22 protein-coding genes, 1 tRNA gene and 1 pseudogene are annotated in these 26,082 nt (G+C 65.4%); 7 read left to right on the top strand and 17 right to left on the bottom strand.

Features of this window, described 5'->3' with window-relative positions; all coding sequences use genetic code 11:
* The first annotated feature begins 246 nt into the window (after positions 1-246).
* Positions 247-1,689, top strand: coding sequence for a PepSY-associated TM helix domain-containing protein (locus METLW4_RS0118600; protein WP_018267744.1), 1,443 nt, complete (start codon positions 247-249; stop codon positions 1,687-1,689).
* A gap of 106 nt (positions 1,690-1,795) precedes the next feature.
* Positions 1,796-2,833: a cytochrome-c peroxidase gene (locus METLW4_RS0118595; protein WP_018267743.1), complete on the top strand. Its 1,038-nt coding sequence runs from the start codon at positions 1,796-1,798 to the stop codon at positions 2,831-2,833.
* Positions 2,834-2,893: 60 nt separating this feature from the next.
* Here the strand turns inward: METLW4_RS0118595 and METLW4_RS0118590 are convergent, their stop codons facing one another.
* On the bottom strand, positions 2,894-3,259 hold the full coding sequence (locus tag METLW4_RS0118590) for a TIGR02300 family protein (RefSeq protein ID WP_018267742.1): 366 nt from the start codon (positions 3,257-3,259) through the stop codon (positions 2,894-2,896).
* Between the two features lie 238 nt (positions 3,260-3,497).
* On the opposite strand from METLW4_RS0118590, the gene METLW4_RS0118580 reads away from it, so the two are divergent.
* Positions 3,498-3,571: transfer RNA gene (locus tag METLW4_RS0118580), tRNA-Gly, on the top strand.
* A gap of 38 nt (positions 3,572-3,609) precedes the next feature.
* Entirely contained in the window at positions 3,610-3,816 is a 207-nt protein-coding gene (locus METLW4_RS0118575; protein WP_024881302.1) for an SEC-C metal-binding domain-containing protein, read from the top strand.
* A 140-nt stretch (positions 3,817-3,956) separates the two neighbouring features.
* Here the strand turns inward: METLW4_RS0118575 and METLW4_RS0118570 are convergent, their stop codons facing one another.
* The 4 genes from METLW4_RS0118570 to METLW4_RS0118555 all read right to left on the bottom strand — a co-directional run bounded on the left by METLW4_RS0118570 (position 3,957) and on the right by METLW4_RS0118555 (position 9,289).
* On the bottom strand, positions 3,957-6,269 hold the full coding sequence (locus tag METLW4_RS0118570) for a Tex family protein (protein WP_018267741.1): 2,313 nt from the start codon (positions 6,267-6,269) through the stop codon (positions 3,957-3,959).
* Between the two features lie 123 nt (positions 6,270-6,392).
* A complete protein-coding gene (locus METLW4_RS0118565; RefSeq protein WP_018267740.1) occupies positions 6,393-7,919 on the bottom strand; it encodes a hypothetical protein in 1,527 nt (508 codons plus the stop codon).
* A gap of 6 nt (positions 7,920-7,925) precedes the next feature.
* Positions 7,926-8,864: a glycosyltransferase family 2 protein gene (locus tag METLW4_RS0118560; RefSeq protein ID WP_018267739.1), complete on the bottom strand. Its 939-nt coding sequence runs from the start codon at positions 8,862-8,864 to the stop codon at positions 7,926-7,928.
* On the bottom strand, positions 8,861-9,289 hold the full coding sequence (locus METLW4_RS0118555) for a GtrA family protein (protein WP_157235240.1): 429 nt from the start codon (positions 9,287-9,289) through the stop codon (positions 8,861-8,863). Before METLW4_RS0118555 ends, METLW4_RS0118560 begins: the two co-directional genes overlap by 4 nt.
* Positions 9,290-9,981: 692 nt before the next feature.
* Between METLW4_RS0118555 and METLW4_RS0118545 the strand changes: the two genes are divergently transcribed.
* Positions 9,982-13,197 carry a helicase-related protein gene (locus METLW4_RS0118545; protein WP_018267736.1) on the top strand — a complete coding sequence of 1,072 codons (3,216 nt, stop codon included), beginning with the start codon at positions 9,982-9,984 and terminating at the stop codon, positions 13,195-13,197.
* 250 nt (positions 13,198-13,447) lie between these two features.
* Positions 13,448-14,858, top strand: a pseudogene (locus tag METLW4_RS25340) (mannose-1-phosphate guanylyltransferase/mannose-6-phosphate isomerase).
* A 95-nt stretch (positions 14,859-14,953) separates the two neighbouring features.
* On the opposite strand, the gene METLW4_RS25335 reads toward METLW4_RS25340, so the two are convergent.
* The 12 genes from METLW4_RS25335 to METLW4_RS0118480 form a co-directional block, all read right to left on the bottom strand.
* Positions 14,954-15,451 carry a hypothetical protein gene (locus METLW4_RS25335; RefSeq protein ID WP_018267734.1) on the bottom strand — a complete coding sequence of 166 codons (498 nt, stop codon included), beginning with the start codon at positions 15,449-15,451 and terminating at the stop codon, positions 14,954-14,956.
* Between the two features lie 4 nt (positions 15,452-15,455).
* The gene (locus METLW4_RS0118530; protein WP_018267733.1) at positions 15,456-15,980 is read right to left on the bottom strand and encodes an SRPBCC family protein; all 525 of its coding nucleotides are present in this window, start codon (positions 15,978-15,980) and stop codon (positions 15,456-15,458) included.
* On the bottom strand, positions 15,977-16,978 hold the full coding sequence (locus tag METLW4_RS25330; protein WP_018267732.1) for a VWA domain-containing protein: 1,002 nt from the start codon (positions 16,976-16,978) through the stop codon (positions 15,977-15,979). Before METLW4_RS25330 ends, METLW4_RS0118530 begins: the two co-directional genes overlap by 4 nt.
* Before the next feature lie 10 nt (positions 16,979-16,988).
* Positions 16,989-17,591 carry a hypothetical protein gene (locus tag METLW4_RS0118520; RefSeq protein WP_018267731.1) on the bottom strand — a complete coding sequence of 201 codons (603 nt, stop codon included), beginning with the start codon at positions 17,589-17,591 and terminating at the stop codon, positions 16,989-16,991.
* Complete coding sequence (locus METLW4_RS0118515; protein WP_018267730.1) at positions 17,588-18,619, bottom strand: vWA domain-containing protein; 1,032 nt, start codon at positions 18,617-18,619, stop codon at positions 17,588-17,590. Before METLW4_RS0118515 ends, METLW4_RS0118520 begins: the two co-directional genes overlap by 4 nt.
* Positions 18,616-19,524 (bottom strand): hypothetical protein, encoded by a 909-nt coding sequence (locus METLW4_RS0118510; protein ID WP_018267729.1) that lies wholly within the window; start codon positions 19,522-19,524, stop codon positions 18,616-18,618. The genes METLW4_RS0118515 and METLW4_RS0118510 overlap by 4 nt, the downstream gene beginning before the upstream one ends.
* Position 19,525: 1 nt before the next feature.
* A complete protein-coding gene (locus METLW4_RS0118505) occupies positions 19,526-20,371 on the bottom strand; it encodes a DUF58 domain-containing protein (protein ID WP_018267728.1) in 846 nt (281 codons plus the stop codon).
* Positions 20,372-20,387: 16 nt separating this feature from the next.
* On the bottom strand, positions 20,388-21,419 hold the full coding sequence (locus METLW4_RS0118500; protein WP_018267727.1) for an AAA family ATPase: 1,032 nt from the start codon (positions 21,417-21,419) through the stop codon (positions 20,388-20,390).
* 154 nt (positions 21,420-21,573) lie between these two features.
* Positions 21,574-21,870, bottom strand: coding sequence for a methanol dehydrogenase (locus METLW4_RS0118495; protein ID WP_026191621.1), 297 nt, complete (start codon positions 21,868-21,870; stop codon positions 21,574-21,576).
* A gap of 83 nt (positions 21,871-21,953) precedes the next feature.
* Entirely contained in the window at positions 21,954-22,535 is a 582-nt protein-coding gene (gene moxG / locus METLW4_RS0118490) for a cytochrome c(L), periplasmic (RefSeq protein WP_018267725.1), read from the bottom strand.
* 31 nt (positions 22,536-22,566) lie between these two features.
* Positions 22,567-23,460 carry a methanol oxidation system protein MoxJ gene (gene moxJ / locus METLW4_RS0118485; RefSeq protein ID WP_026191620.1) on the bottom strand — a complete coding sequence of 298 codons (894 nt, stop codon included), beginning with the start codon at positions 23,458-23,460 and terminating at the stop codon, positions 22,567-22,569.
* 119 nt (positions 23,461-23,579) lie between these two features.
* Entirely contained in the window at positions 23,580-25,445 is a 1,866-nt protein-coding gene (locus METLW4_RS0118480; protein WP_026191619.1) for a methanol/ethanol family PQQ-dependent dehydrogenase, read from the bottom strand.
* 375 nt (positions 25,446-25,820) lie between these two features.
* On the opposite strand from METLW4_RS0118480, the gene METLW4_RS0118475 reads away from it, so the two are divergent.
* Positions 25,821-26,060, top strand: coding sequence for a hypothetical protein (locus METLW4_RS0118475; protein ID WP_018267722.1), 240 nt, complete (start codon positions 25,821-25,823; stop codon positions 26,058-26,060).
* Positions 26,061-26,082 lie beyond the last annotated feature (22 nt).

Here is a 26,082-nt window from a genome sequence, read left to right as displayed (position 1 = left end):
GCGGTCGGGCGCTGCTCGTCCCTGCCGACGCCATAATGCGCGAACGCTCGCGTCGGCCCCTCTCGCGCGACGTCCCCATCGACGTCTTCCAATGCGACGTCCCCTTGCGATCTCGACAATCGCACAGCCTCGGCGTTACGCTCCCAATGAGACGGCCGAGCTTTTCATCGGCGAGCCATCACATCGAAGTTGAGAAAAGACACGACCGGCCCGCGGCGGGCGCCGGCGTCGTCGAGGAGGCCAAATATGAATATGATCGTCCGCAATCTCGTCGGATCGCAGGATGCGTCCGTCCGTTCCGCGGCCTATCGCACCATCTGGCGTTGGCATTTCTATGCGGGGCTGTTCTGCCTGCCCTTCGTCGTCGTGCTGTCGCTCAGCGGCGCGGTCTATCTCTTCAAGCCGCAGATCGACGCCTGGCTCGACCGGCCCTACGATCATATGGCGCTGAATGGCGCGCCGCAATCGCTCGACGCGCAAGTGGCGGCGGCGCAGGCGGCTCTGCCCGACGCGCGGCTGACCGCGCTCGAGCTGCGCGCCGATCCGGCCGACGCCGCCCGTGTGACCTTCATGACCGGGCGCCGCGGCTCCGAGGATTTCGCGATCCAGCGCGCGCTGGTGCGTCCCGACACGCTGGAAATTCTCGCGGTTCAGGACGACAAATACCGCCCGTCGCAGCTCGCCTCCGCCATTCATGGCGATCTGCTGCTGGGGACGCCCGGCCATGTGCTGCTGGAGCTCGCCGGCGCCTGGGCCATCGTCATGATCGTCAGCGGCCTCTATCTCTGGTGGCCGCGCGACGCGAAAGGCTTGGCCGGCGTCGCCTATCCGCGTCTCACCGAGGGCGGCCGAATTTTCTGGCGCGACCTCCACGCCGTCACCGGTCTGTGGGTGTCGTTTTTCGCTCTGTTCCTGCTCGTCACGGCGCTGCCCTGGACATTGGTCTGGGGCGAGAGCTTCCGCTATATGCGCAATATCGGCGAGACGATGCTCGTTCATCCCGATTGGACGACGGGCCCCGCCGACGCGCGGGAGCAGCGCAAGGAGCAGTTCCAGCAAGCCGCGCCCGCGCCGAGCGAACATGCGGAGCACCATGCGCATCACGCCGCCGCCGGCGCAATGACGGCGACGCGCGTCGGTTTCGATCGAATCGCGCCGATCGCGGCCGGGCTCGGACTTGCCGAGCCGGTGACGATCTCGCCCCCCGGCCCGGAAGGCGCCGCTTGGAAGGTCCAATCGCGAACGCAGAACCGCCCGCTGCGCAGGACGATCGAATTCGACCCGGCGAGCTTCGAGCAATTGCGCGAGACGGGCTTCGCCACGTCTCCGCTCATCGACCGCATCTTCGGAATCGGCGTCGCCGCGCATGAGGGACAGCTGTTCGGCTGGCTCAATCAGCTGCTCGGCCTGCTGACTGTCGTCGCCTATCTGCTGCTCGTGGTCTCTTCCGTCGTCTTGTGGTGGCGGCGACGCCCGCGCGGCGCCCTGGGCGCGCCGCCGGCCTTCTCGCCCGAGCCGCGCCTCGCGCCATTCATGCTGAGCCTCATCCTCGCCCTCGGCCTCTTCCTGCCGACGCTCGGCCTGTCTCTCCTCGCCGTGATCGCGGCGGAAACAGTTATCCGCCGCGCTTTTCCGAGCGCGAGCCGCTGGCTCGGATTGCGCCCGATCGGCGCCGCGCGTCAACCCTAGCTGTGAAGTATGATTTTATGAGAGCCGGCCTTGCCGGCTCTCATAAATCGATACAGGATGCGCCCGCCGGAGCCCCAGCTCCCGCTACGAGAAACGGCGGACCATCATGACTTCCACCATAAAAATTTCCGCGCTGGTCGGATTTGCGGCTGCGGGATTGTGCCTCGCCGCGACCGCTGTCGCGGCCGGCGCCGACGTCGCGCTCCTTTCCGACGCCAAGCGCGTTTTCGCGCCTCTGCCGGCCTCGCCGAGCGCCACATCCGCCCAGGCCGAGCTCGGTCGGCGGCTGTTCTTCGAAAATCGCGTTTCCGCCGACGGCAATGTCAGCTGCTCGCATTGCCATTTGCCCGAGAAGCAGGGCGCCGACGGGCTGCCGAAATCTTTCGGCGTGCTCGGCAAGCTCAATCCGCGCAATGCGCCGACGATCTTCAACGCCGCTTTGCAGTTCAAGGCGCATTGGCGCGGCGATCGCGAATCGATCGAGGATCAGGCCGAGAAATCGCCGACCGGCGCGGTGAGCTTCGGCAATCCCGATTTCGCGACAGTGATCGCCAAGCTGAAATCCATCCCCGGCTATACGGAGGCCTTCGCCAAGGCCTTCCCCGGCGAGGCGGACCCGGTGACGCAGAAGAACTGGGGCAAGGCGCTGGGCGCCTATGAGCGCACGCTGCCGCAGCCGACGCGCTTCGACGCGTTTCTGAATGGCGACGCCAAGGCGCTGACGCCGGCCGAGCAGGAAGGCCTGCGCAAATTCGTCGATGTCGGCTGCGCCGGCTGTCACGACGGCGTCGGGCTCGGCGGAACCGCATTCTCCAAATTCGGCGTCGTCGAGGACTATTGGAAGCAGACGGGCTCCAAGGACCCGGACAAGGGCCGCGCCGATGTGACCAAGAATGACGCGGACCTCTATGTCTTCAAGGTCCCGAGCCTGCGCAATGTCGCCAAGACCGGCCCCTATTTCCACGACGGCTCGGTGGCCGAGCTGCCGCAGGCCGTGCGCGTGATGGCCAAGGTGCAATTGGGCGCGAACCTCTCCGACAAGGATGTGGCTGCGATCACCGCTTTCCTCGGCGCGCTGACGCAGCCCGTGCCGGCCAATTATTCCGCGCTCACGCCCTTCCCGGACGAGCCGGCGAAAAAATAAATCGCAACAACAGCGCAAAAAAAAGCGGCGGCCCCGAAGCTCGGGACCGCCGTTTTCGTCTCAGCCTTCTTCATCCGTGTCGATGTCGCCATCGATGAGGCCGGCGACGTCGTCGTCCTCCTCTTCCTCATTCTCGAGGAAGGTGTCGTCCTCCTCCGCGGCGTCGTCGATCTCGACGTCCTCGTCCGCCTCGATCGATTCGGCCTTGTTCTCGGCGGCCTCCACCTCGTCGAGCGAGACGATCTCCGCATCCTTCTCGCCCTCGGCGCCCTCATCGGGATCGACATTGCGGGAGGCGATTCGCGACGTCACGATATGGAAAATCGCTCCGCACTTCGGGCAGACGACCGGATCCTTGTTCAGATCGAAAAATTTGACGCCACAAGACTGACATTGGCGCTTGGCGCCGAGTTCGGGTTTGGCCACGGTCCTTGCATCCTCGAGATAGAGCGGTGTGGGACCGCCCGTGGAGACGTTGGTCGGGCGCTCGGTTAGTTTGCCCTTGCCCGGCTGTCAAATGAGAAATCGAACGCGAGCCTGTCAAGCCGCACGCGCCGAAAAGCCCCGGATTGCGCGCGAATCGCCGAAAATCGCGCCTTTGGAGCGGCGCCGGCCGCGCGAGAGCATTGCCAAGCGCGGCGCGACTTGGCATATCTGCTCCGCCGCGGGTGTAGCTCAATGGTAGAGCAGCAGCCTTCCAAGCTGAATACGAGGGTTCGATTCCCTTCACCCGCTCCAGCGCCCACATTCCAACATAGGGGAGGCGGTCATGAGACATGACAGCGATTTCGACGCCCCGGCGTGCTTTCGAGCCCACATCCAAGCGTCGCAAGGGCTTTAATTCGGAAACCAACGTCAAGCGCGGCCTGCGCTTTGTCCATGGCGACAAGGAGCTCGTCGAAAAGCTCGGCCGCGCGGATCCCTGCCCCTGCGGCTCCGGCCGTAGCTTTCAAGCGCTGCTGCATGAAGACGGGCCGGTATGACGGCGCGACGAGACATCACTACTTTCCGTGACTAGGCTAGAGCTTTTCCGGTTCGGATCGAACCGGAAAAGCTTCGGGATTGCTTTTATTGCAGCCGTGTTTTTCGAACGAAGCGGCGCCCGCTTCGCTCGAAACTCCAGCTAGCGGCCCTTCTGCGGCGTGCGCATCGCCGCCAGCAGCGCCTCGCCCAGCGCGCCTGCGCCCTTTTGCGGCTCCGGCTGGCGCATCTGGCGCGGGCTCGCGCCGCCGCCGTCACGGCGCTGGCCGCCCGACGGGGCCTGGCGCTGATCCGGCGTGTCGTCGAGCCGCATGGTGAGCGAGATGCGCTTACGCGGCGCGTCGATCTCCAACACCTTCACCTTGACGATATCGCCGGGCTTGGCCGCCTGCCGCGGATCCTTGATGAAGGTCTTGGACATTGCGGAAATATGGACGAGCCCGTCCTGATGCACGCCGATGTCCACAAAGGCGCCGAAGGCCGCGACATTGGTGACGACGCCCTCGAGAATCATGCCGGGCTTCAAATCGGAAATCTTCTCCACGCCCTCCTGGAAGGTCGCGGTCTTGAAGGCGGGGCGCGGATCGCGGCCGGGCTTCTCCAGCTCGGCGAAAATATCGGTGACGGTCGGCAGGCCGAAATTCTCGTCGACGAATTGCGCCGGCCGCAGCTTGCGCAGCTCGGACGCATTGCCGATGAGCTGCTTTATGTCGGTCTTGGCGGCGGCGAGAATGCGCCGCACCACAGGATAGGCCTCTGGATGCACGCCGGAGCGATCGAGCGGATCGTCGCCGTCGACGATGCGCAAGAAGCCCGCGCTCTGCTCGAAAGCTTTCGGCCCGAGACGCGGCACTTTCTTCAACGCTTCGCGCGTGCGGAAGGGGCCATTGGCGTCGCGATGCGCGACGATGTTGGAAGCGAGCAATTCGCCGACGCCGGACACGCGCGCCAGCAGCGGCGCAGAGGCGGTGTTGACGTCGACGCCGACGGCGTTCACGCAATCCTCGACGACGGCGTCGAGCGAATGGGAGAGCTTCACCTCGGAAACGTCGTGCTGATATTGGCCGACGCCGATCGCCTTGGGCTCGATCTTCACCAGCTCGGCGAGCGGGTCCTGCAGACGGCGCGCGATGGAGGCGGCGCCGCGCAGCGACACATCGAGATCGGGCAATTCGCGCGAGGCGTATTCCGATGCGGAATAGACGGACGCGCCCGCCTCCGAAACGACGATCTTGGTGAGCTTCAGCTCCGGGAATTTCGACATGAGATCGCCGGCGAGCTTGTCGGTCTCGCGCGAGGCCGTGCCATTGCCGATGGCGATCAGCTCTATGGCGTGCTCGCGCACCAGCTTGGCGAGAATGGAGAGCGATTCGTCCCATCGCCGTTGCGGCTCATGCGGATAGATCGCCGTGGTCGCGACGATCTTGCCGGTCTTGTCGATGACCGCGACCTTGACGCCGGTGCGGAATCCCGGATCGAGGCCGAGCGTCGCGCGCGCGCCGGCCGGCGCCGCGAGCAGAAGATCGCGCAAGTTCGCGGCGAAGACGCGAATCGCCTCGTCTTCCGCGAGACGCCACAGACGCGTGCGCAGATCGACGGAAAGATGCAGCTCGATCTTGGTGCGCCACGCCCAGCGCACAGTGTCGAGCAGCCAGCGATCGCCCGGGCGGCCGCGATCGGCGATGACGAAACGCTGCGCGATCTGGCCTTCATAGCCGACGGCGCCTTCGCTCGGCTCGGGGAGCATCTCGAGATCGAGAATCTCCTCCTTCTCGCCGCGGAACATCGCCAGAATGCGATGCGACGGAAGCTTGGTGAGCGGCTCGGAAAAATCGAAATAATCGGAGAATTTCGCGCCCGCCGTCTCCTTGCCGGCGCGCACTTTCGATTTCATCAGGCCTCGCGTCCAGAAGGTCTCGCGCAAGCGGCCGATGAGATCGGCGTCTTCCGCGAATCTCTCGACGAGAATGGCGCGCGCGCCCTCGAGCGCGGCGGTCGCGTCGGCGACATTCTTCTCGGCGTTCACGAAAGGCTCGGCCTGCGCTTTCGGCTCGCGCTCGGGATGGCCGAGCAGCGCTTCGGCGAGCGGCGCGAGACCGGCCTCGATCGCGATCTGCGCCTTGGTGCGGCGCTTGGGCTTATAGGGAAGATAAATATCCTCGAGCCGCGCTTTATTGTCGGCGTCCATGATGGTCGCGCGCAGCGCGTCGTCGAGCTTGCCCTGCGCTTCGATGGAATCGAGAATCGCTTTGCGGCGGTCTTCCAATTCGCGCAAATAGCGCAGGCGCTCTTCCAGATGACGCAGCTGGATATCGTCGAGCTGGCCCGTCGCCTCCTTGCGGTAACGGGCGATGAAGGGCACGGTCGAACCTTGATCGAGCAGAGCGACGGCCGCCTCTACCTGCCAAGGTTTCGCGGAGAGCTCCGTGCTGATTCGTTCGACGATCGACGCCATGCGCTATCCTTGTCGGCTGTTTCTCAAAGAGGCGCGGTTTTAGCGTTCGACGCCGCGCCAAGTCAAAAGCCAAATGTCATGAGCGAAATTCTGTGGACATCCCCCGCGCGTCGCGCCGCGGCCTCATTTGCGCGAATCGGGCAGATGCGGATGCGCCGGCCAGCAGCTTCGCTGCTCGTTCTCGAGCCGCGCTTCGCTCGCCGCGCCGAGCCAGGCCGGAAGCGTCTCGATGCGCGCGAGATAATTGGTCGGAAAGATGGACGGATCGGTCTTGCGCCAACTGGTCAGAAGATCGCAATCCGATATTGCGAAAGCGGGAGAGACCAGCGCGCGCTTGATCTCCATCGCCGGCGTCGCGGCGGAGACGATGACGATCGCCGATATTAGGGACGCGAGACGGCCGCCGTCGCGCGGCGTCGACACGGCGACTCCCGCAAAGGCGAAAGCGAGCAGGAAGAGCGCCGGCATGGAGGCGCGCATCGCCAGATCATTATTGGGACCGAAATAATAGAAGGGCAGCGCCAGCAGCACGATCACGCAAGCGACGACGAGCGCATGATCGCTCTTTGCGATTTTGTCGCGCGCCGCGACGAGAATCGCCGCATGTGGAATCTCGACGAGAATGAAGGCGAGATAGAGCAGCGCGAATCCCGGCGTCGCAGCGAGCCAGCCATGCTTGACCGATTCCGCGTCGATCGTCAGATAGAGCGCGATCGGCAGAAAGCAGAGGCCGGCCGCGGCCGCGGCGATATTGCGCGATGAGAAGAGCGCGCCGCGCAGACGCAGCGCGCAAAAGCCGATGAGCGGCGCGGCGCCGACGGCGGCGAGCGGCGACCACAGCAGCGAAGCGGCGAAGAGAATGGCGACGAGCGCGAGATCGATCTCCTCGCGCACGAGCAGCAGCAGCAGCAGAGCCGCCCACCAGCCCGGCAGCGCGTGATTGGGAACCCAGAACAATTGCGTGACATGCGAGGAATATTGGATCGACGAATTCCACCATTCGAGATGGTCCGGCAATTCGAGCCCTTCGTGCAAGAGCTGCGGAAGAATGTCGAGCCCGCTGAACAGAATGAAGAGCGCGAGAAAAGGCGTCGCACGCGCGCCGGCGAGCTTTGCGATGAAATAGAAGCAAAGACCGAGCAGCAGCGCATTTTGCGCCAGCATTGCGATATGCGCGCCGACGAGCCCCGCAAAATGGCCGATCGCCGCAGGGATGAGATACATGCCGAGCGGCGCGCGCAGCAGATAATCCTGCCCCTCATAGCGATAGAAGAGCGGAAAGCCCTGCCGCGTCAGATCGGAGAGAACGGCGTCGCGCACCAGCCAATCGAGATTGGCGTAGAAGAGATGCGTTTCGCCGCCGAGCAGCAGCAGAGCAAAGGTGAGCGCGAGACAGGCGATGAGACTTTTCGTATCGATCGCCGCGGCGAGCAGGCCGTTCTGCTTCGGCCGAAAGGAGAAGAGGAGAAAGGCGGCGAGCGCGCAGCCCGCGAGAATGGGCGCGGCGGCGATGGCGCGAAAGCCGAAGGCGAGCGCCGCGTTGGAGAGGAGAAAGACGAGAACGCCGAGCTGCAGCAGCAGCAGATTGCGCAGAGGCACGCGCGTCTGCGCGAAGGCTTCGGCTTTCGTTTGCAATGTCGTCGCGGTCATGTCGGCTCAGAAGTTGATGCGCTCGCGCTCGAACACCACGGGCTTGCGCCTCACCTGCGAATGTATGGCGAGAATATATTCGGCGAGCACGCCGATCGAAAAGAGCTGCACGCCGCCGAAGAAGAAGACGGCGACGATGATCGTCATCACGCCGGGCGGCGCGAGCTGGCGGAAGAAGATCAGCCCGAGCGCCAGGCTGACGAAAGCGTAAGCGAGCGCCAGCGCCGCAATGCCGAAGCCGAGAAACAGCAGCAGACGCAGCGGCGCCGGCGTGAAGGTGACGAGACCGTTGAGGCCCTGATCGATGAGCCGCGGCAGATTATTGGAGGTGACGCCGCGGCGACGCTCGACCCAGCGATAGGGAACGCCGACGGCGGTGAAGCCGCATTCGAATGTCATCATGCGCATGAAGGGATAGGAATCGTCTATGCTGCGCATCGCCTCGACGACCTTGCGATCGACGAGCTGAAAATCGCCGACGCCGGGCGGCAGCGTGAATTCCGAGAGACCGGTGAGCATGCGATAATAGAGGCCGCGCGCCATGCGCATGACGGCGCCCTCCTCGCGAATCTTGCGAATGCCATAGACGATCTCGTTTCCTGCCTCCCACAGCTTCACGAATTGCGGCAGCAGCTCCGGCGGGTCTTGCAGATCGGCGGGCAGGAACAAGAGAACCACATCGCCGCTCGCGGCCATCACGCCATTGAAGTTGGAGCGCATCGGCCCGAAATTGCGCGCGTTGAGAATGACCTTCACGCAAGGATCGCTCGCGGCCAGATCACGCAATATTTCGGCGCTGCGATCCTTGGAGGCGTTGTCGCAGAACACATGCTCGCGGCGATAATCCTTCAGCTCGCCGTCGAAGAGCGCGGCGACCCGCGCATGGCATTCGCGAATGTTGAGCTCTTCATTATAGCAGGGCGTGACGATGGAGATGGTCTTCATGCGCCGCCGGCTCCGCTGCGGAAGACGAAGTCGCGATTGAGGAGATAGGAGAGCGTCGCGAGAACGGGCGTCAGCGCCGCCTGCGCGAACGCCGCCTCGACGCCCAAATGCTCGAGCGCGCGCAGGGCGAGCGCATCGACGATGAAGAGCGCCGCATAGACGGCGATGAAGCGGCCGAGAAAGCGCGGATCGGCGGAGCCGAAGACGAGGCGGCCGATGGAGAGAAAGTTGAACAGAGCGCCGATCGCCGTGGAGACGCCGGCCGCGACGGTCGAATCCTGCGTCGCGCGCCAGACGAAATAGAAGATCGCATAGCCGAAAGCCGTGTTGAGCAGGCCGACGGCGAAGAATCGCAGCGCCCGCGGGCTCGGCGCGAGAGCGAGCGCCGCGACGCTCGATCGGAAGTCACGCTTGTTTTCTGCCAATGCTCTGTCCATCCGCTGGGCGTCGCTGTCGCGGCGGATCATGGCTTACGAAAGGTTAACGCTCGGCTTACGCCACAGCGCGTCACGCGCTCGCGCGACGCAGCGCGTTAACCCGCCGACGCCACGCGAATCGCATTGGGACGCCGCGCCAGCCGCGCGAGAGGGGCCGCCGGCGCGCGCCGAGACGGCCGATTTCGAGACAGAGAGGTAAATGCGGCTCCGTCTTCCGCGCGCCGACGCGGCGCGAAATAGCGCGTCCGCCGGGCGAAAGCCTCGAGACCTCGTGGGAACGGCGCGGCAACGCGGCGAGATCGCCGATTCGTGCCCGCTCCGTTCCGGCAAGATTCCAAAGCTTAACGCCGTCGTCGTCGGGACGTCGCAATTGGCGTGTTGACAAGAAGGCGCGGCGGAGTCCGCGCGCTTCCCTGCGCGACGCGCCGCACACAGCTGCAGCAAAAGGCGAGATTTGGAAGCCATAGCGTCCGCAGGCGCGAGGAGCAACCATATCTCGAGCGAACAGAGCGTGACTCGAAAAGCGTCGTCGATTCGGCCGCGATTCGTTCGACGCCTGTTCGAAGCGTAAAATAGCGCGATCTTCGCCGTTCCATTCCGGGACGATCGCCGCTATCGATTCGGGGAGCCGGGCTCGCGTCAGGGCTCGAGGTGAAATATAAAGAAAAATCATGAGCCCCATGCTCACCGCCAAAAAACCGGCCGCGCCGGGCGTGCGACCGTCGACCGCCGGCGTCGCCGCCGTTCTGGGGCCGACCAACACCGGCAAGACCCACCACGCCATAGAGCGAATGCTCTCTTATCCGACGGGCATGATCGGCCTGCCGCTGCGTCTTCTCGCGCGCGAGGTCTACACGCGCGTCGCCGAGCGCGTGGGGACGGAGAATGTCGCGCTCGTCACCGGCGAGGAGAAGATCAAGCCGCGCGCGCCCAGCTATTGGATCTCGACCGTCGAGGCCATGCCGCGCGATCTCGATGTGGATTTCGTGGCCGTCGACGAGATTCAGCTCGCCGCCGACCTCGACCGCGGCCATGTCTTCACCGACCGCCTGCTGTTTTGGCGCGGACGCGTGGAAACGCTGCTGATCGGCGCGGAAACCATGCGCTCCTTGATCGAGCGGCTGCTGCCGGGCGTTCCCATCTTCACGCGGCCGCGGCTGTCGCATCTCGCCTTCGCCGGCGAGCGCAAGCTGGCGCGCCTGCCGCCGCGCAGCGCCATCGTCGCCTTCTCGGCCGAGGACGTCTACGCCATCGCCGAATGGATCAAGCGTCAGCGCGGCGGCGCGGCCGTGGTGCTGGGCGCGCTCTCGCCGCGCACGCGCAACGCCCAGGTCGATCTCTTTCAAAATGGCGACGTCGATTACATCGTGGCCACAGACGCCATAGGCATGGGCCTCAATCTCGACGTCGACCACATCGCCTTCGCCGCCGACCGCAAGTTCGACGGCTGGCGCCATCGCCGATTGACGGCGGCGGAAATGGGGCAGATCGCCGGCCGCGCCGGCCGCAACATGAATGACGGCACTTTCGGCAGCACCGGCCGCTGCCCGCCCTTCGACGAGCAGACGGTGGAGGCGCTCGAGAATCATTGGTTCGATCCGCTGGTCGCGCTGCAATGGCGCAATGGCGATCTCGATTTCGATTCGATCGAGGCGCTGACCGAATCGCTGGAGCGCGCCTCCCCCGACGAATGCCTGCTGCGGGCGCGCACCGCCGAGGATCAGATGGTGCTCGAGGTCGCCGCGCGCGACGAGACTGTGCAGCGCAACACGAAAACAATTGCAGATATTATGAGACTCTGGGATGTGTGCCAGATTCCAGATTATCGCAAGACCTCGCCGGCCGCTCATGCGGAGCTGGCGCTCGCCGTCTATGGCTATGTGGTGCGCCGCGGATTGATCCCAGGCGATTGGTTCGCAAAGCAAATCGCCGCCGTGGACCGCATCGACGGCGACATTCACACACTGTCCGCGCGGCTCGCCCAGGTGCGCACCTGGACCTTTATCGCCAATCGTTCCGGCTGGCTCGAGAATCCAGAGCATTGGCAGAGCGTCGCGCGTCAGGTAGAGGACAGTCTGTCCGACGCGCTGCACGAACGCCTCACGCAGCGTTTCGTCGATCGCCGCACCAGCGTGCTGATGCGCCGCCTGAGAGAGAACGCGATGCTCGAAGCCGAAATCACTACTGCCGGCGACGTTATGGTCGAAGGTCAGCATGTCGGACAGTTGCAGGGATTTCGTTTCACGGCCGATCCGCAGGCCACGGGCGAAGCGGCGAAGGCGTTGAACGCCGCCGCGCAGCGAGCGCTCGCCGGCGAGATAGAGGCGCGCGCCGCCCGCGTGTTCGACGCAGTGGACGACGCTTTTCTGCTCGGCAATGACGGGACCATTCGCTGGCTCGGCGAGCCTGTCGGCAAGATCGCGCCCGGCGCCGCCGTGCTGACCCCGGTGGTCCGCCTGCTGGCCGACGAGCAATTGACCGGCGCGGCGCTGGAGAAAGTGCAGCAGCGGCTCGATCTGTGGCTGGCCCAGCATATAAAGAAGCTGCTCGGCGCGCTGGAGGAGCTGGAGAAGGGCGAGGGGCTCGAGGGCGTTTCCCGCGGCATCGCCTTTCAGCTGGCCGAGGAGCTCGGCGTGTTGGAGCGCAGCCGCGTGGCGCGCGACATCAAGACGCTCTCCCAGGAGGACCGCGCCGCCCTGCGCAAGAAGGGCGTGCGCTTCGGCGCCTATCACCTCTATCTGCCGCAGCTCTTGAAGCCGGCGCCGCGCTCGCTCGCCGCCCTGCTCTGGGGCTTGAAGCATGGCGGGCTCGACAATCTCAAGGGCCTCGAGGAGGTGCCGCATCTCGCCGCCTCCGGCCGCACCTCCTTCGCCGCCGATCCGGCGATCTCCAAGGGCTTCTATCGCGCCGCCGGCTTCCGCGTCTGCGGCGAGCGCGTGGTGCGCGTCGATATTCTGGAGCGGCTCGCCGATCTCATCCGCCCGGCGAGCGCCTATCGCCCCGGCGTGACCGCCGGCGATCCGCCGCCCGGCGCCGCCGATGGCGAGGGTTTCGTCGTCACCGTGGCGATGACCTCGCTCACCGGCTGCGCGGGCGAGGCCTTCGCCTCCATTCTGCGCTCGCTCGGCTATCAATCGGCCGAGCGTCAGGGGCCGGCGATCACCGTGCCGCTGCTGGCCAAGGCGGCGACCGAGCCGCTCGCGCCGGTTTTGGCCGCGGCCGAGGAGAGCGCCGAATCGGAAAGCGGCGAATCGGCCGCCGAGCCGGCGGAGGCGCTCGAGCCTGTCGCCGAGGCCGTGGCGGCGACGGAGGAGGCTCCCGCCCCGGCCGTGGAAGAGATAGCCGTGGAGGAGGCGCCGGCGGAAGAGGCGCCTGCGCCGCAGGAGCCGGCAGCCATCGCCGCCGAGACGGAAGCGAGCGAGACGGAAGCGAGCCCGGCCGAGGCGAGCGCCGAGCCGACCGCGGCCGAGCCCGCGCCGATCGAGATTTGGACCTTGCAGCGTCATGTCCCGCAAGCGCCGCGCCGGCGTCAGGGCGGCGCTCCGGGCCAGGAGGAAGGCCGCGCGCGGCCGGCCGGCGAGCGTCCCCGCGGCCCGCGCCAGGGACATGGGCAAGGCCAGGGCGGCGGCCGGCGGCCCGAGCAAAGCGAGGGCGAGCATTCCGAGCATCGGCCGCGCCAGGACGCCCGCAAGGAGAGCGGCTTCCGCTCCGGCGGCAAGCCCCGCAGCGACGGGCCGCGCGGCGACAATCGTCCGCCGCGGGACGACCGCCGCCGCGGCAACGGCTTTTCCCCGCCGCCCGAAAGACGGGAGAAAGAACGCCTGCCCGATCCCGATTCGCCCTTCGCCAAGCTGCTGGCGCTGAAGGCCGAGCTCGAAAAAAAGGGCAAGAGCTGAAATTTCGCCTCAAATGACTGGTGATGTCGGCCCCGTTCCGAGCGCGCAGATTCGCTCGAAGCGATTGCGCCGACTTGCCAAATCCTGGTCGTTCGGCCTATTGCTGACGTAATCTTTGGCGCATTGGCGCAGCCTATGCTAGCGGGCCTCGTCGACCCCGACTTGCGGGCCGTGGGCGAGATCCGGTCCGTCGCCGTCGTCTCATAAGGAGCGCGGCGCTGGACAACGGCCTTCCACCGAAAGGCGATACATGACGAAGATACTACCTGTCATAATGTGCGGCGGGGCGGGCACGCGCGTATGGCCCGAATCGCGGGAAACTCTCCCGAAACAATTCATTCCGCTCATCGGCGAGCTGTCGACCTTCCAGACCACCATTCAGACGCTGGCGGACGAGGCCTTCGACAAGCCGGTCATCATCTCCAACGCCGATTATCGCTTCCTCGTCACCGATCAGCTGCGCGCCATCGGCGCTGCGGCCGATATCGTCCTCGAGCCCACGCGGCGCGATTCGGCCGCCGCGGTCGCCGTCGCCGCGGGCGTCGCCGCGCGCCGCTCGCCGCAGACCATCGTCGTCGTGCTCGCCGCCGATCATGTCGTGCGCGACCCCAAAGGCCTCGTCGAGCTCTGCAAGAAAGCGGCTTCCGCCGCCGCGGACGGCTATATCGTCACGCTCGGCGTCAAGCCCGACCATGCGGCCACCGGCTATGGCTATATTCGCCCCGGCGAGCGCATCGCCGGCGACGTCTCCAAGCTCGAGGCCCTTCGTCGAAAAGCCCGATCGCGAGACCCGCGCACGGCGCTATATCGACGCCGGCTATTTGTGGAACAGCGGCAATTTCATCTTCCGCGCCGATGTGATGCAGGCCGAGATCGCCCATTTCGAGCCGGCGATTTTCGACGCCGCCGAAAAGGCGATCGACGCCGGCCGCAGCGATCTCGATTTTCTCGTGCTGGACGCCGAATCTTTCGCGCGCGCGCCCAAAACCTCCATCGACTATGCGGTGATGGAGAAGACGCGCAAGGCCGCGGTGATCGAGGCCGACATCGGCTGGTCGGACGTCGGCAATTGGCGCGCCGTGTGGGAGCTGACCGAGCGCGACGAACAGGGCAATTCCGTGCGCGGCAATGGCGTCGTGCGCGAGTCGCGCAATGTGCATGTGCGCTCGGACGAGACGCTGACCACCGTCGTCGGCGTCGACGACGTCATTGTGGTGACGACGCCGGACGCCGTGCTGGTGCTGGGCCATGAGCATGGCGACAATGTCAAGCAGCTCGTCGATCAATTAAAGCGCGAGAACCGCCGCGAGGCGGGCGAGCACAAGCGCATCTTCCGTCCCTGGGGCTTTTATCAGTCGGTCGACTCCGGCGATCGGCATCAGGTGAAGCGCATTGTGGTGAAGCCGGGCGCGCGCCTGTCGCTGCAGAAGCATTTTCATCGCGCCGAGCATTGGATCGTCGTCAAGGGCACGGCAGAGGTCGGCCGCGACGAGGAGACGCTGCTGGTTCACGAGAATGAATCGGTCTATCTGCCGATCGGCTGCATTCATCGCCTGAGCAATCCGGGCAAGATCGACCTCGAGATCATCGAGGTGCAGACCGGCTCCTATCTCGGCGAGGACGATATCGTCCGCCTGCAGGACGTCTACAACCGCGGCTGACGCGGTTCGCCAATAGGCGAGCCCGAAGGCTCGCGGTCCAAACGCATCCTGGACCGCGAGCCTTCGGGCTCGCAATTTTTTTGCTCCCCTTTCGCCTATTGCCCGCGCTTCTGCACGCTATAGCGCTCCAATAAGTCGGCGAGCGCCGCGTCTCGCGTCGCGCCCTGCTTGCGCAGGTTGAAATAATGCTGGCAGAGATCGCCGAAGGTCTGCTTGCTTCCCGTCGCCGCCGCGACGCCCGCGAGACTCTCGATCGATTCCGCCTCGTCTTCCGCCGCGCCGATCTCCGAAAGCATATCGCCGAGCTGCGCAGCGCGATTGGCGAGCATTCGCGGCGCCTCCAGAAAATGCGCGCCGCCGATATCCAGCGCCGCTTGCAGTCGCGCCACCCTGCTCTCCACCACCGGCGCGCCGCCGCTCTTGCGCGCGGCCAGCCAATAGGCGGGATCGACGCGATCGATCGGCGTCAGCCATTTCGGCAGCTCGTCCTTGCGCTTCACCTCCACGGCCTCGCGCTGCGGCGCCGCGTCCTCGCAGGCGCAGAGCAGCGCCGCAAGCGTCGCGCAAAGGGCGGCGAGACGCGGCGCTCTCATGACGTCACTTGCCTTGCAGCTTTTTGGCGAGGCCCTGCAGCCCATCCTTCAGGAAGGTGGTCATCGCCTCGCGCGCGGCGTCGTCATTGAGATTGTCCGGCGGCTCATTGCTGGTGTCGCCGCGATAGAGGCGGCCGTACCATTGCACCTCGCTGCCGCCGCCCGCCGCCGGCTTCACCGCCAGCGTCGCCGAATAGGAGCTGATCGGAAGAGCGTCAAGATTGGCGTCCGACATGCGATAGCTCAGCTTCATCTGCTGCGGATCATATTCGTCGAGGCTCTCGGTGACGACGCCGCCCTTGCGCAGCGTGATCTCGCGCACCGCGCCATTGGCGTCGCCGCCGGTCGCCTTCACGCTGGCGACATCGGGATGCCAGTCGAGCGCGCCGAAATGGCCGACGAGCGCCCACACCGCCTTGGGATCGGCGGCGACGGTGATCTTCTCGTCGACCTTGATCGGCGTCGGGCCATGCGCCAGCGCCGGCGCGATAGACAAGAGCAGGGCCAGGAGGGCGATTTTCGGTTTCACTCTATTCTCCTCGGGAGCGTGGTTGCGAGACGGGAATGGCGTCGCCGCGCGAAAATCTCCGCGAGCGGGACGATGAGATAGAGGGTGGCGAGGCCGACGAGCGCCGCCGCAGCGAAGGCTGGGCGCAGATCGATCGGCGCGAGGCTCGGCCGCGGCCGCGCGACCGCGAGAATCGCGCTCGCGAGCCCGTCCGGCCTCTCCAAATGCGCATAGCCGAGGCCGGTGGTCTCGGCGAGCTGCCGCAGATAAGGCTCGCGCACGCTGGAGAGATGCTCCGTGCCGGCGCGCATCTCTCCGCCGAATGGCGCATTGCGCGGATTATAGCCCTCGCGCTGCTCCGCGCCCGCCGGCGGCAGGCCGAAGCGGCTCTCATGCGGCACCTCGTCCACGCCAAAAAAGCCGGTCTCGCGGCCGCGATCGTCGAATTTCGGAATGGGCGCGGGCTCATAGCCGCCGGCGCCGAGAATGAGCCCCGAAATCGCGCCGCGCGTGCCCTCGAAGACCGGCGCGCCATAGGCCGGCAACGGCGGCGCCTCCTGCCCATCGGTAATGAAGAGGAGATCGGCGCCGACGCGCCGCGCCATCTCGACCGCGCGAAACAGGCCAGCGGAGATGCGGCTGTCGCCCTCCCAGGCCATGCGCCAGTCGAGCGCGCCGATCGCCGCGTCGAGAGCGGCGAAATTCTCGCAGACGTCTATCGGCTCAAACAGCAGAAAGGGCTCGCGCTCGGTGAAGATGGCGAGGCCGACGCGCGAAGGGCAGGGAAGATCGGCGGCGAGCCGCCGCAACGCCCGCTTGGCGAATTCGATGCGGTTCGTCGGCGCGCCATCCAGCGAATAATCGCGTGTGTTCATGCTGCCGGTGATGTCCAGCGTCGCCAGCAGATCGACGCCATTGCGAACCGCGTCAGTGCGCGGAAACGCAAAAGCGGCGGCGAGCGCCGCCAGAGCGAAGGCGAGCGAGAGAAACCGCGCATCGCGCAAGCGGGCGATCATCATCGTGGGCCTGTCATGGCAGCCCCTTGGGCGCGCCGGGAATGTCGGTCCAGATTTTCTTGGGGTCCGCCGGCAGCTCGTCGCCGCCCGAATGCTCGAGCTGCGGATTGTCGCGCACGAGACGCGCGGCGACGTCGAGATTATATTTCGCGTCCCAGAACGCCGGCTGAAATTGCAATGCGCGACGATATTCGCGACGCGCCAGCTCGACGAAAGGACCGGCCGGCTCGAGCTGGCCCCGCTCCAGCAGATCGAAGGCGCGGCGCAGCAAGGCGTTGCCGAGATCATAATGGGCGATGGCGGAGAGCTCGTCGCGGCCGGCGACGTCGAGCGGCTCCAGCAGCGCGCGCGCCTTGTCGAATTCCTCGCGCGCGGCGAGAAATTCGACGCGCGCGGCGATGAGCTCGGGCGCGGAAGCAGAATCGGTCTCGACATCTCGCCCGGCGGCGAGCGCGCCGATCGCGGCATTGTCGATGCGCGCCCGCCATGCGGCGACGGCGTTTTGCAACGCCCCGGCCAGCGCCGCAGCGAGCAGCGCGAGGAGAAGCGTCGAGCGCCAGCGCGCGAAGAAGCGCGCGAGCGTCTGCCTATATTGCGCGCGCGTGGATTCGCTCATGCGGCGCTCCTCGCCGCTCGCCCCGGCGCGGGCGCGCGCGTCGATTGCTTCAGCCGCGTCTCGGCGAATTTCGCGACCATCAGCGCAGATGTCGCGAGCGCCGCGACGACGAGGCTCTGGTCCGTCAGATCCTTGCGCGGAATGCGCTCCGCATAGCGGAACGGGCGACGTTCGAGCCGATCGATCTCCGCTATGGCGTCGGCCACAGCGGCGGGGCCTTCCGCCTCGAAAGCGCGATAGCCGACGCCGAGCGATTTGAAGAAGAGATCGAGATGGCGCTCCGGCAAGGCCTGCGGCGTGTCCAGCTCGCCGGCGTCCGGCTGGTCGCTTATGCCTTTGGAGCCGCGCGTGCGCAGAAACAGCCAATAGAGATTGGGCCGGATCTTGCGGAAATCGGCGCGCAGCTGATCTTGAATGCGCGGATCGATGACGGCGGCTCCGTCGGAGACGAGCAATATCACGCGCGATTCGATCTCGCCGCCCGCGGGAAATTGCGACAGCGCCATTGCGAGGCCGCGACCGATATTGGTGTAGCCGAGTCCGGGCCGGTCGATCGCCTGAATCGCGGCGCGCACCGCCGCGCGATGATCGGTCATCGGCATGACCATGATCGGCGAGGTCGAAAAGGCGGTGACGCCGAAGAGATCATGCGCGCGCCGGTCGACGAAATCCGTCATGATTCGCTTGGCGGCGGCGGCTTTCGACTCTTCGCCGCCCGCCGGCGTGCGCCCGGCGAATGTCTCGTTCATGCTCGCGCTGCGATCGACGAGGATCGAGATTTCCGCGCCTTCGCCATAGCGCTGAATGGCGCGGCCTTCGCGAAAAGGCCCGGCGATAGCGAGCGCGCTCGCGCCTATGGCGAGGCTTGCGAAAAACCGCAACGCCCATGCGATGAATGTCGAGAGCGCATCCTGCGGCGCCGCGGCGACGGAAGATATGGGCGATGGCCGCAAAGGCGAGAAGAGCAGCGGCGCGAGCGCCAGCGGCAGCAGGAAAAGCGCGAGCGGAGAGGCGAGGCCGAAGCTCATCCCGCGCTCCTCTCCAACGCCGCCAATGTCTTCGCCAATGCGAGCAGCTCTGTCGCCGCGAGCTCGACGCCCGCATCGCCGACGCCGAAGAAGAGCGCGCGTGAAGCATTGAAGAAGCGGCCGAGCGGCTCTTTCGCCGATGCGAATTCCGCATGACTGGAAAGAAAGGCGTCGAGGTCCTCTGCGAAGATGCGATGGCCGGCGGATTCGTCGATCGCGCGATGCAACGCGAGCAATGCGGCGCGGCGCGAGGATTCGTCATTACGTTTCGTCAGCGCGGCGATGCGACGCGCAGCGGCGGCGAAGACGCGCGCGCGGCGACGATGAAACGGCGGCCAGCCGCGATCATGCGCGACCAGCGCCAAAGCGCCGAAGGCGAGCGCCGCGAATATGCCCGCGCGCGCCGCCGGAGTCGTTGCGTCGCCTCGCGCGACGCCGCGATCCGCGCGCATGTAATCGGTAGGATTGTCGCGGCGCGGCGGCAGCACCTCGCGCAAGGGCGAGACGCCGATCGTCCAGGCCGGCGCGCGCGCGATCTCGCTGTCGCCCTCACGCAGAAAGCGCAGCGGAAAAGGCGGTATTTGCAGATCGCGCACATCGAGCGCGACATAGAAGAGCTGATAGACGAGCTCTATGTCCCAGCGCGTCAGGCCATCGCCAATGGGCTGCTCGCTCACATGGACGTCGCGCAGATCGAGCCAATAATCGAGCGCGCCGGGGCGCGGCAGCGAGGCCGTCTGCAAGCGGGAGACGGAATCGGCGATGATCTCGAGCCGCGCATTCACCAGATCGCCGACGAAGAAGCCGAAGCTGCGATCCGCGTAGAGGCGCACGGATTTCACTTCCGCCGCGGCGGGCGCGGCCAGCGCGAAAAGAAACGAAAGAGCGAGCAGGGCTGCGCGCATGTCACAGCCCGAGCAGATGACGCGACAGCGCGTCGGCGTCGAAAAAGTCGCTCATGACGAAAGGCGGGCGTCCATGCGCGAGCGCGAGACGACGCAGCGCGTCGCGCCGCTCCGCCTCGCGCGCGAGCCAGCGGCGACGCAGGCTCGGGCGCATGAAGACGAGCCGCCGCGCGCCGCTTTCGAGGTCGTCGAGCTCGACGAGGCCGAAGTGTGGAAGCTCGAGGTCTTCCATGGAATCCGCGACGAGAATGGGCGCGAGATCATGCTGCGCCAGCAGGCCGAAAAGACGCGTCGCAAAGTCGCGCGGCCAGAGAAAATCGGAGATCAGCAGGACGAGCTTGCGTCGCCCGGCGATGAGGCCGGCGGCTTGCGTCAGCGCCTTCGCCGAGGCGCCGCGCGGCGCGGCGATGCGCAAGCGCTCGGCCGCCGCGACAGCCGCGCCCCGTGCGCGCGTCGCCGGCAGCAGAAGATCGTTGCGCAATGTCTCGTCGCAGGCGATGACGCCGAAACGATCGCCGATGCGCGTCGCCGAAAAGGCGAGCGCCGCGCAGAGATCGGCGACGAGATCGAGACGGCGCGCGGCGCCGTGAAAGCCCATGGAGGCGGAGAGATCGACGAGCGCATAGACGTCGATTGAATTGCGCTGCTCGAAGCGGCGCACATGGGTTTCGCCGGTCGGATCGCGCATGGTCGCGCGAATGTCGATGCGTCGGGCGTCGGGAAATTGAATGAAGCGCGCGTGATCGCGAAACACGCCTATGCCGCCGACATCGACGCCGCCATGCGCGCCGATCGAGCCGTTGGAGACGCGGCCGCGCGGTCGATAGGCGATGTCGAAGCGCTGCATCGTCACGCCTCGCGTCTCACGGCGCCGGGACCGTCGCGAAGGCGGCGCGGCACAGATCGCGAACGATATCGTCGCCGCGCATCGCATAGATCGGATCGACGAAGATGCGGTGCGCCATCGTCTCGAGGAAAATTTCGCGAATATCCTCCGGCGTCAACGCGTCGCGACCTTCGAGCCAGGCGCGCACGCGCGCCGCGCGCACGAGAAAGGCGAGGCCGCGCGGGCTCGCGCCGCCGCGCACCAGACCGCGCATTTCGACATCCGGCAGAGCGACGCCCGCGGCGTGCGGATCGAGCAGCGCATCCCAGAGCGCGGCCACATAGGCCTCGAGCGTCTCGCTGGCGTGGACGCGGTTCTGGATCAGCTCGGCGACGGAAGCGAGCGCGCGATAGTCGAAGACGGGCTCGCCGATTTGATCGAGCAGGCGATCGACGTCGTGAAAGCGCGGATCGAAGATCAGCGCGCGGCGGGCGCCGGCGTCGGCGGGCGTCTTCATGGATATCTCCATGAGAAAGCGGTCGCGCGCGGCGGCGGGCAGCTCGAATGTCTCCTCCCGCTCGACGAGATTGCGATCAGCAAAGACTTGCAGCGCCGGAAAGGAATATTCGCGATCGAAAGCGGTGACGCTGCGCTCCGCCATCAGCCGCAGCAGCAACGAATGCACCTGCGGGCGCGCGCGATTGATCTCGTTGAAGAAGAAGATGGAGAGATCTTCCGCATGGCGCAGCACCGGTCCGGGCTCGACGCGCGGGCGGCCGTCGTCGGCGAGATAGGTGTGATAGAGGAGGTCGCTCGGCATGAGATCGACCGTGCCCTCTATGCGCGAGAAAGCGCCGCCGAGCGCGCGCGCGACGGCGCGCAGAAGCGTCGTCTTGCCGACGCCGACATCGCCTTCCAGCAGCACATGGCCGCGCGCGAAAATGGCGATCGTCACCAAGCGAATGACGCGATTCTGGCCGAGGACGACGCGCGCGACGCGCGTCTCGAATTCCTGCGCCTTGGCGCGCCAGTCGGCCAAGACGGCGTCGGTTTCGGCGGTGTCTGTCACGCTGAACGATCCAACGTCTCGTCGGAAGAAAGGACGTTGCGGCCACGATCCCGGGAAGAGGGTCCGACGCGTTGTTGTCGAATGACGCCGGACCCGGATCGTGGCCGCATGACGACCGTCCCCGGGCGCGGGGACGGCATTGTCGCGCGAACGCTTACGGAATCTTGGTGACGTCGTAGACGAACGCGCCCGTCTTCTTGAAGTGCTCGGCGCGCTTCTTGTTGCGCTCTTCCATGGCCGCGATGGCGGACTGGTTCTTGGCGAGCTCTTTGGGATCATGCTTGGGATCGTATTTCGAGCCCGCGACCTTTTCGGGGAAGCCGGGCTTGGGCTCCCAGCAATCGCCGGGCGCCTTGCACTTGGTGCCGTCATAGGCAGAGGCCGCGCCGATCGCAGCCGCGTTCACGACGAACGCGACGCCGAGGGCCGCCGCAATCTTCAAAACTCCCATCGTGCCTTCCTCCAATTTATGCACGGCTCACGCCGTGTCCGTCGCGCCGCTCAAAAGCGCGACCTTCAATTTCCCGACGTCGTTCATTTTGCCGAGGTCTTGCACTGACCGGGCGGATCGTCGGGGAATGTCTCGTGTCCGGGATAAGGCTTGAACTTCGCGCGCTGCTCCGGCGTCAGCCAGGTCGCGAACTCCATTGGGTCCTTGTAGAGATGGCGAACCCAGGCCATCACCTTCAGCATCTCGTCGAGCTGGAGATTGGCGTATTGCGGGCCCATCGACGCCTGCGCGCCGCCGAAGATGGTCGAGAAGAGGCCTTCATCGGTCGCGTTCTGCGGATAGGTCCAATAGGAATCATTGAGGCCGGGGCCGATCTTGCCTTCGCCGATATGGCCATGACAGCCGGAGCAGGCGGACAGGAAGATCTGCTCGCCCTGCTTCAGGCAGCTGACATCTTCCGTATAAGGATTGACGCCCGACTGCATGAATTTCTTCACGCCGGGCGTGTCCTTGCCTTCCGGCAGCGCATCGTCGAAGTTCAGCACCTCGCCGGTGATCGTGTTGCGAAAGGTGATGCCCGCATTCTGGGCGATCGCCGAGAGAGCGATCAGGCTGGCGAAGGCGCCGCCGACCAGGACAAAGGCCTTTTTCGTGCTCGATTTCATTTTTGTCGGTCTCTTCGATATTCGCCAGGCGTCAGTGCGCTGCGACCGGATTGACGATGGGCAGAAGCGGAACGCCTTCCGCCGTGAGGATTTGGTCGATCTTCGGCTTGGCGCGATCGAGGCCCGCATTCACTTGCGCGAGCAGTTCCTTGTCCGAAAGGCGCACGCCGACCGACTGGTCGTAGTGCTGCCCGATCTTCTGTCCGTCGCTGCGCTTGGAATCGTCGTCGACGAGCGTCATGCGCAGCGGCGTCGGCGACGATTTGACGAAGCGCGCCACATCGGGCGCAAAGGCGGAGGCGAGCTCTGCATTGCCGCTCGCCACCTCGCCGATCATGCGCGCAGGGTCGATCTGCGTGTATTGATTGCGCGGCGAGCGGAAATTCACCAGCGAATAGAGATAGGCCATGTCGTTCTCATATTCGCCGATCTCCTTCAGCATCACCTCGGCCGGCGAGCCGAAAGGCACGGCGATGTGATTGAAGGATTTGATGCGCGGATCGGACCAGGATTTGATGTCGAGATTCTTCTCGGCCTTGGTCACGAACACATAGCCGGTGCGGAAATAGGGCTTGCTGGTCGCGACGCGCGGATCGCCCGTGTCCAGACCGATGACGACGTCGCACTGATTCTTGTCGAGATAATCTCGCACCAGATAGATCGCCGGCTTCGACGACCAGACGAATTCCGCCTTGCGGCCCATCGCCTCGGCGAGCGCAACAGCGATGCGGTTCTCGAGGCCGGATTCGTCCTTGAGGGAGAGCGGCGATTGCGCTTCCGAAGCGCAGATGCGCAATGTGTCGGCCTTGCTCGCAGAAGCGGCGGCCGAAGGCTTCGTCTGTTGCGCGAGAGCGCCTGCGGCGCTGCTCAGCAACGCCAGAGCGAGTCCAGAGGCGACGAGACGCGGAGAGGTGATACGCGACATGGGAGCGATCCGATCCGTTTGCATGTGTGGCAAGGCCGCCCGGACGCGCTTCATGCATCCGGGCGGCGCGCTGCGTCGATCGCGAACAGGGGAGGACGCGACCGACGACTGCCGATGGATCAATGGGCCTTATATTCGCCGAGGTTCACGTCGTCGTACGGACCCTTGCCATTCAGCGAGAAGACCACGACGCCGCCGCCCATCTGCGTGTAATTGGCGAGCTGCTTGAACGCGCCCACCGCGCCGAGGCCGGCGGTCGGGTCCTGCAGATCGAACACGAGGCCCACTCCCGGCCAACCGCCGACGCCGTAGAGAATGGCGACATATTCGGTGCCATTGTGGCTGTAGACGATCGGATAGCCGAGCACGCCGGAGGGAAGCTTGAACTTCCACAGCAGCTCGCCATTATCGCTGTTGCGGGCCTTGATGAAGCCGTCCAGCGTTCCGTAGAACACGATATTGCCGGCCGTCGCAGTGGTGCCGCCCCAAACCGCGAAGCGCTCGAACTTCTCCCATTTGAACTGGCCGGTGATCGAGTTGTAGGCCTTGATCTGGCCGAGGCCCTCGCCCTTCTGACGATCGCCCTTCGGGCCGGGATACATGTTCAGCGTCGCGCCGACGAAGAACTGACCCGCGCGATAGGGAAGCATGAAGGGCTCCCAATCCATGCAGATGTGGTTCACGCCGAGGAAGAACAGCTGCTTGGTCGGATCGTAGGAATCATGGCCCTGATTGTGATAGCCCATGGCGGAAGGACAAATATCCTTGCCGAGATGGTCCATGCGCGTGCCATATTCGGGATCGCGAACGGGCAGGCCGCTCTTCAGATCGACCGTCTTGAACACATTGACCGTGTCGTCGATCTTATCGGCCGAGATGAGATCGCCATTGGTGCGGTCGAGCGTGTAGACGATGCCGTTGCGATCAGGATGCGTCAGCAGCTTGCGCTCCTTGCCATCCTTGTCCTTCTGCTCGGTGAGCAGCATGAAGTTCACGCCGGCGAAGTCCCACTCGTCATGCGGGGTCTTCTGATAGCCGAACTTCGCTTCGCCCGTGTCGATGTCGCGGCCGAAGATGGTCATCGTCCATTTGTTGTCGCCCGGACGCATCGTCTCGTTCCACGGCGCCGGATTGCCCGAGCCGTAGTAGAAGAGGTTCGTGCCCGGATCATAAGCGTACCAGCCCCAATTGGTGCCGCCGCCGATCTTCCACGCGTCGCCTTCCCAGGTCGAAGTGCCGAGGCCCTTCTGGCCGTAATGAGGGTTCTTGCTGTTGAAGTCCTTGCCCAGCAGCACATCCTCGTCCGGGCCGGTCGCATAAGCGCGCCAGGACTGCTCGCCGGTGTGGACGTCATAGGCAGTCACATAGCCGCGCACGCCGAGCTCGGCGCCGGAGGAGCCGACGAGAACCTTGTCCTTGATGACATAGGGCGCGATGGTGAGCGTGGAGCCGACCTTATAGTCGGAGTTCTCCATCTTCCACACCAGCTCGCCGGTCTTGGCGTTGAGCGCCTCGATATGGCCATCGAGCAGCGTCTTCAGAATGAGCGGCGGAGTCTTGGAATCGCCGGGCCAATAAGCGAGGCCGCGATTGACGAGATCGCAGCAGGCCACTGCGCGGGCGGCCGCATTCTGCTTCGGCTTGTCCTGCCAGAGGATGCGGGTCGGATCGTTCAGATCGAGCGCGAAAGTGTTGTTCGGGAAGGACGTGTGAATATACATCTTGCCGTCGACGACGAGCGGCGCGCCCTCGTGGCCGTTGAGCAGGCCGGTCGAGAAGGTCCAGGCGACCTTCAGATCCTTGACGTTGCTCGTGTTGATCTGCGTCAGCGTGCTGTAATTGTCCGAGTGATAATTCTTACCCGGCATCACCCAGTTTTCTTCGCTCTTGGAGAGCTGGTCGAGCTTGTCGTTGGCCGAAGCGACGCCGATCGGCGCCACCGTCAGCACGGCGAGCAGCGATACCGAATTCAGTAGTTTCCTCATCGACGAGTCCTCCTGCAACAGCCATCGCCCGGCGGATCGCAGAGCGGAATGGAGATGTCGCCTCGTGAAGCATCGGCTCGCGATCTCTCGAGCCATGTCTTTGTTTGTCGGCCCTCGTCCTCGACGTCGTCGCCACATGATCACCGCGAAAAAGCGGAGGGCGGGGCCGGCGAGATATAGGTTTTCGGCCGCGCCTCTGTCTGTATGATTTGTCGGTAATCTGACGCGGGAAGATTCGGCATCGATGTGGCGTCTTCCTCACGACCGGCTCGGGCGAGACGTCCTGCCGAGGCCGCAGTCGCGCCCAGATGTCGCCAAACTGGCGGCGCCTTAATCGTCGGTTCTAGAGAGCGAGCGGATTGCGGAAGGACCGATATGGAAAGGCTGATCTGGCTGACCGACGTCGACCGTGCGGAAGAGCCGCTGCAGGTCTCCATCGAGGCGCGCTCCGAGACGACGCTTCGCGTGCTCGTGCCGAACACGGTGGTCCATTTCGAATTGCGACGGTCTGGCGACGGCAGGCCATTCGAAGGCGCGCTCGGCGGGCGTTATTTCCTTTTCGAGCCGGAGCCGGCGAGCGCGGCGACGGCCAAGGTAGGGACGCGGCGCAAATAGCGGGCCCTCGCGCTTCGGCTCA

The sequence above is a fragment of the Methylosinus sp. LW4 genome (assembly GCF_000379125.1).
Classification (GTDB): Bacteria; Pseudomonadota; Alphaproteobacteria; order Rhizobiales; family Beijerinckiaceae; genus Methylosinus.
This window is presented reverse-complemented; position numbering and strand designations above follow the sequence as displayed.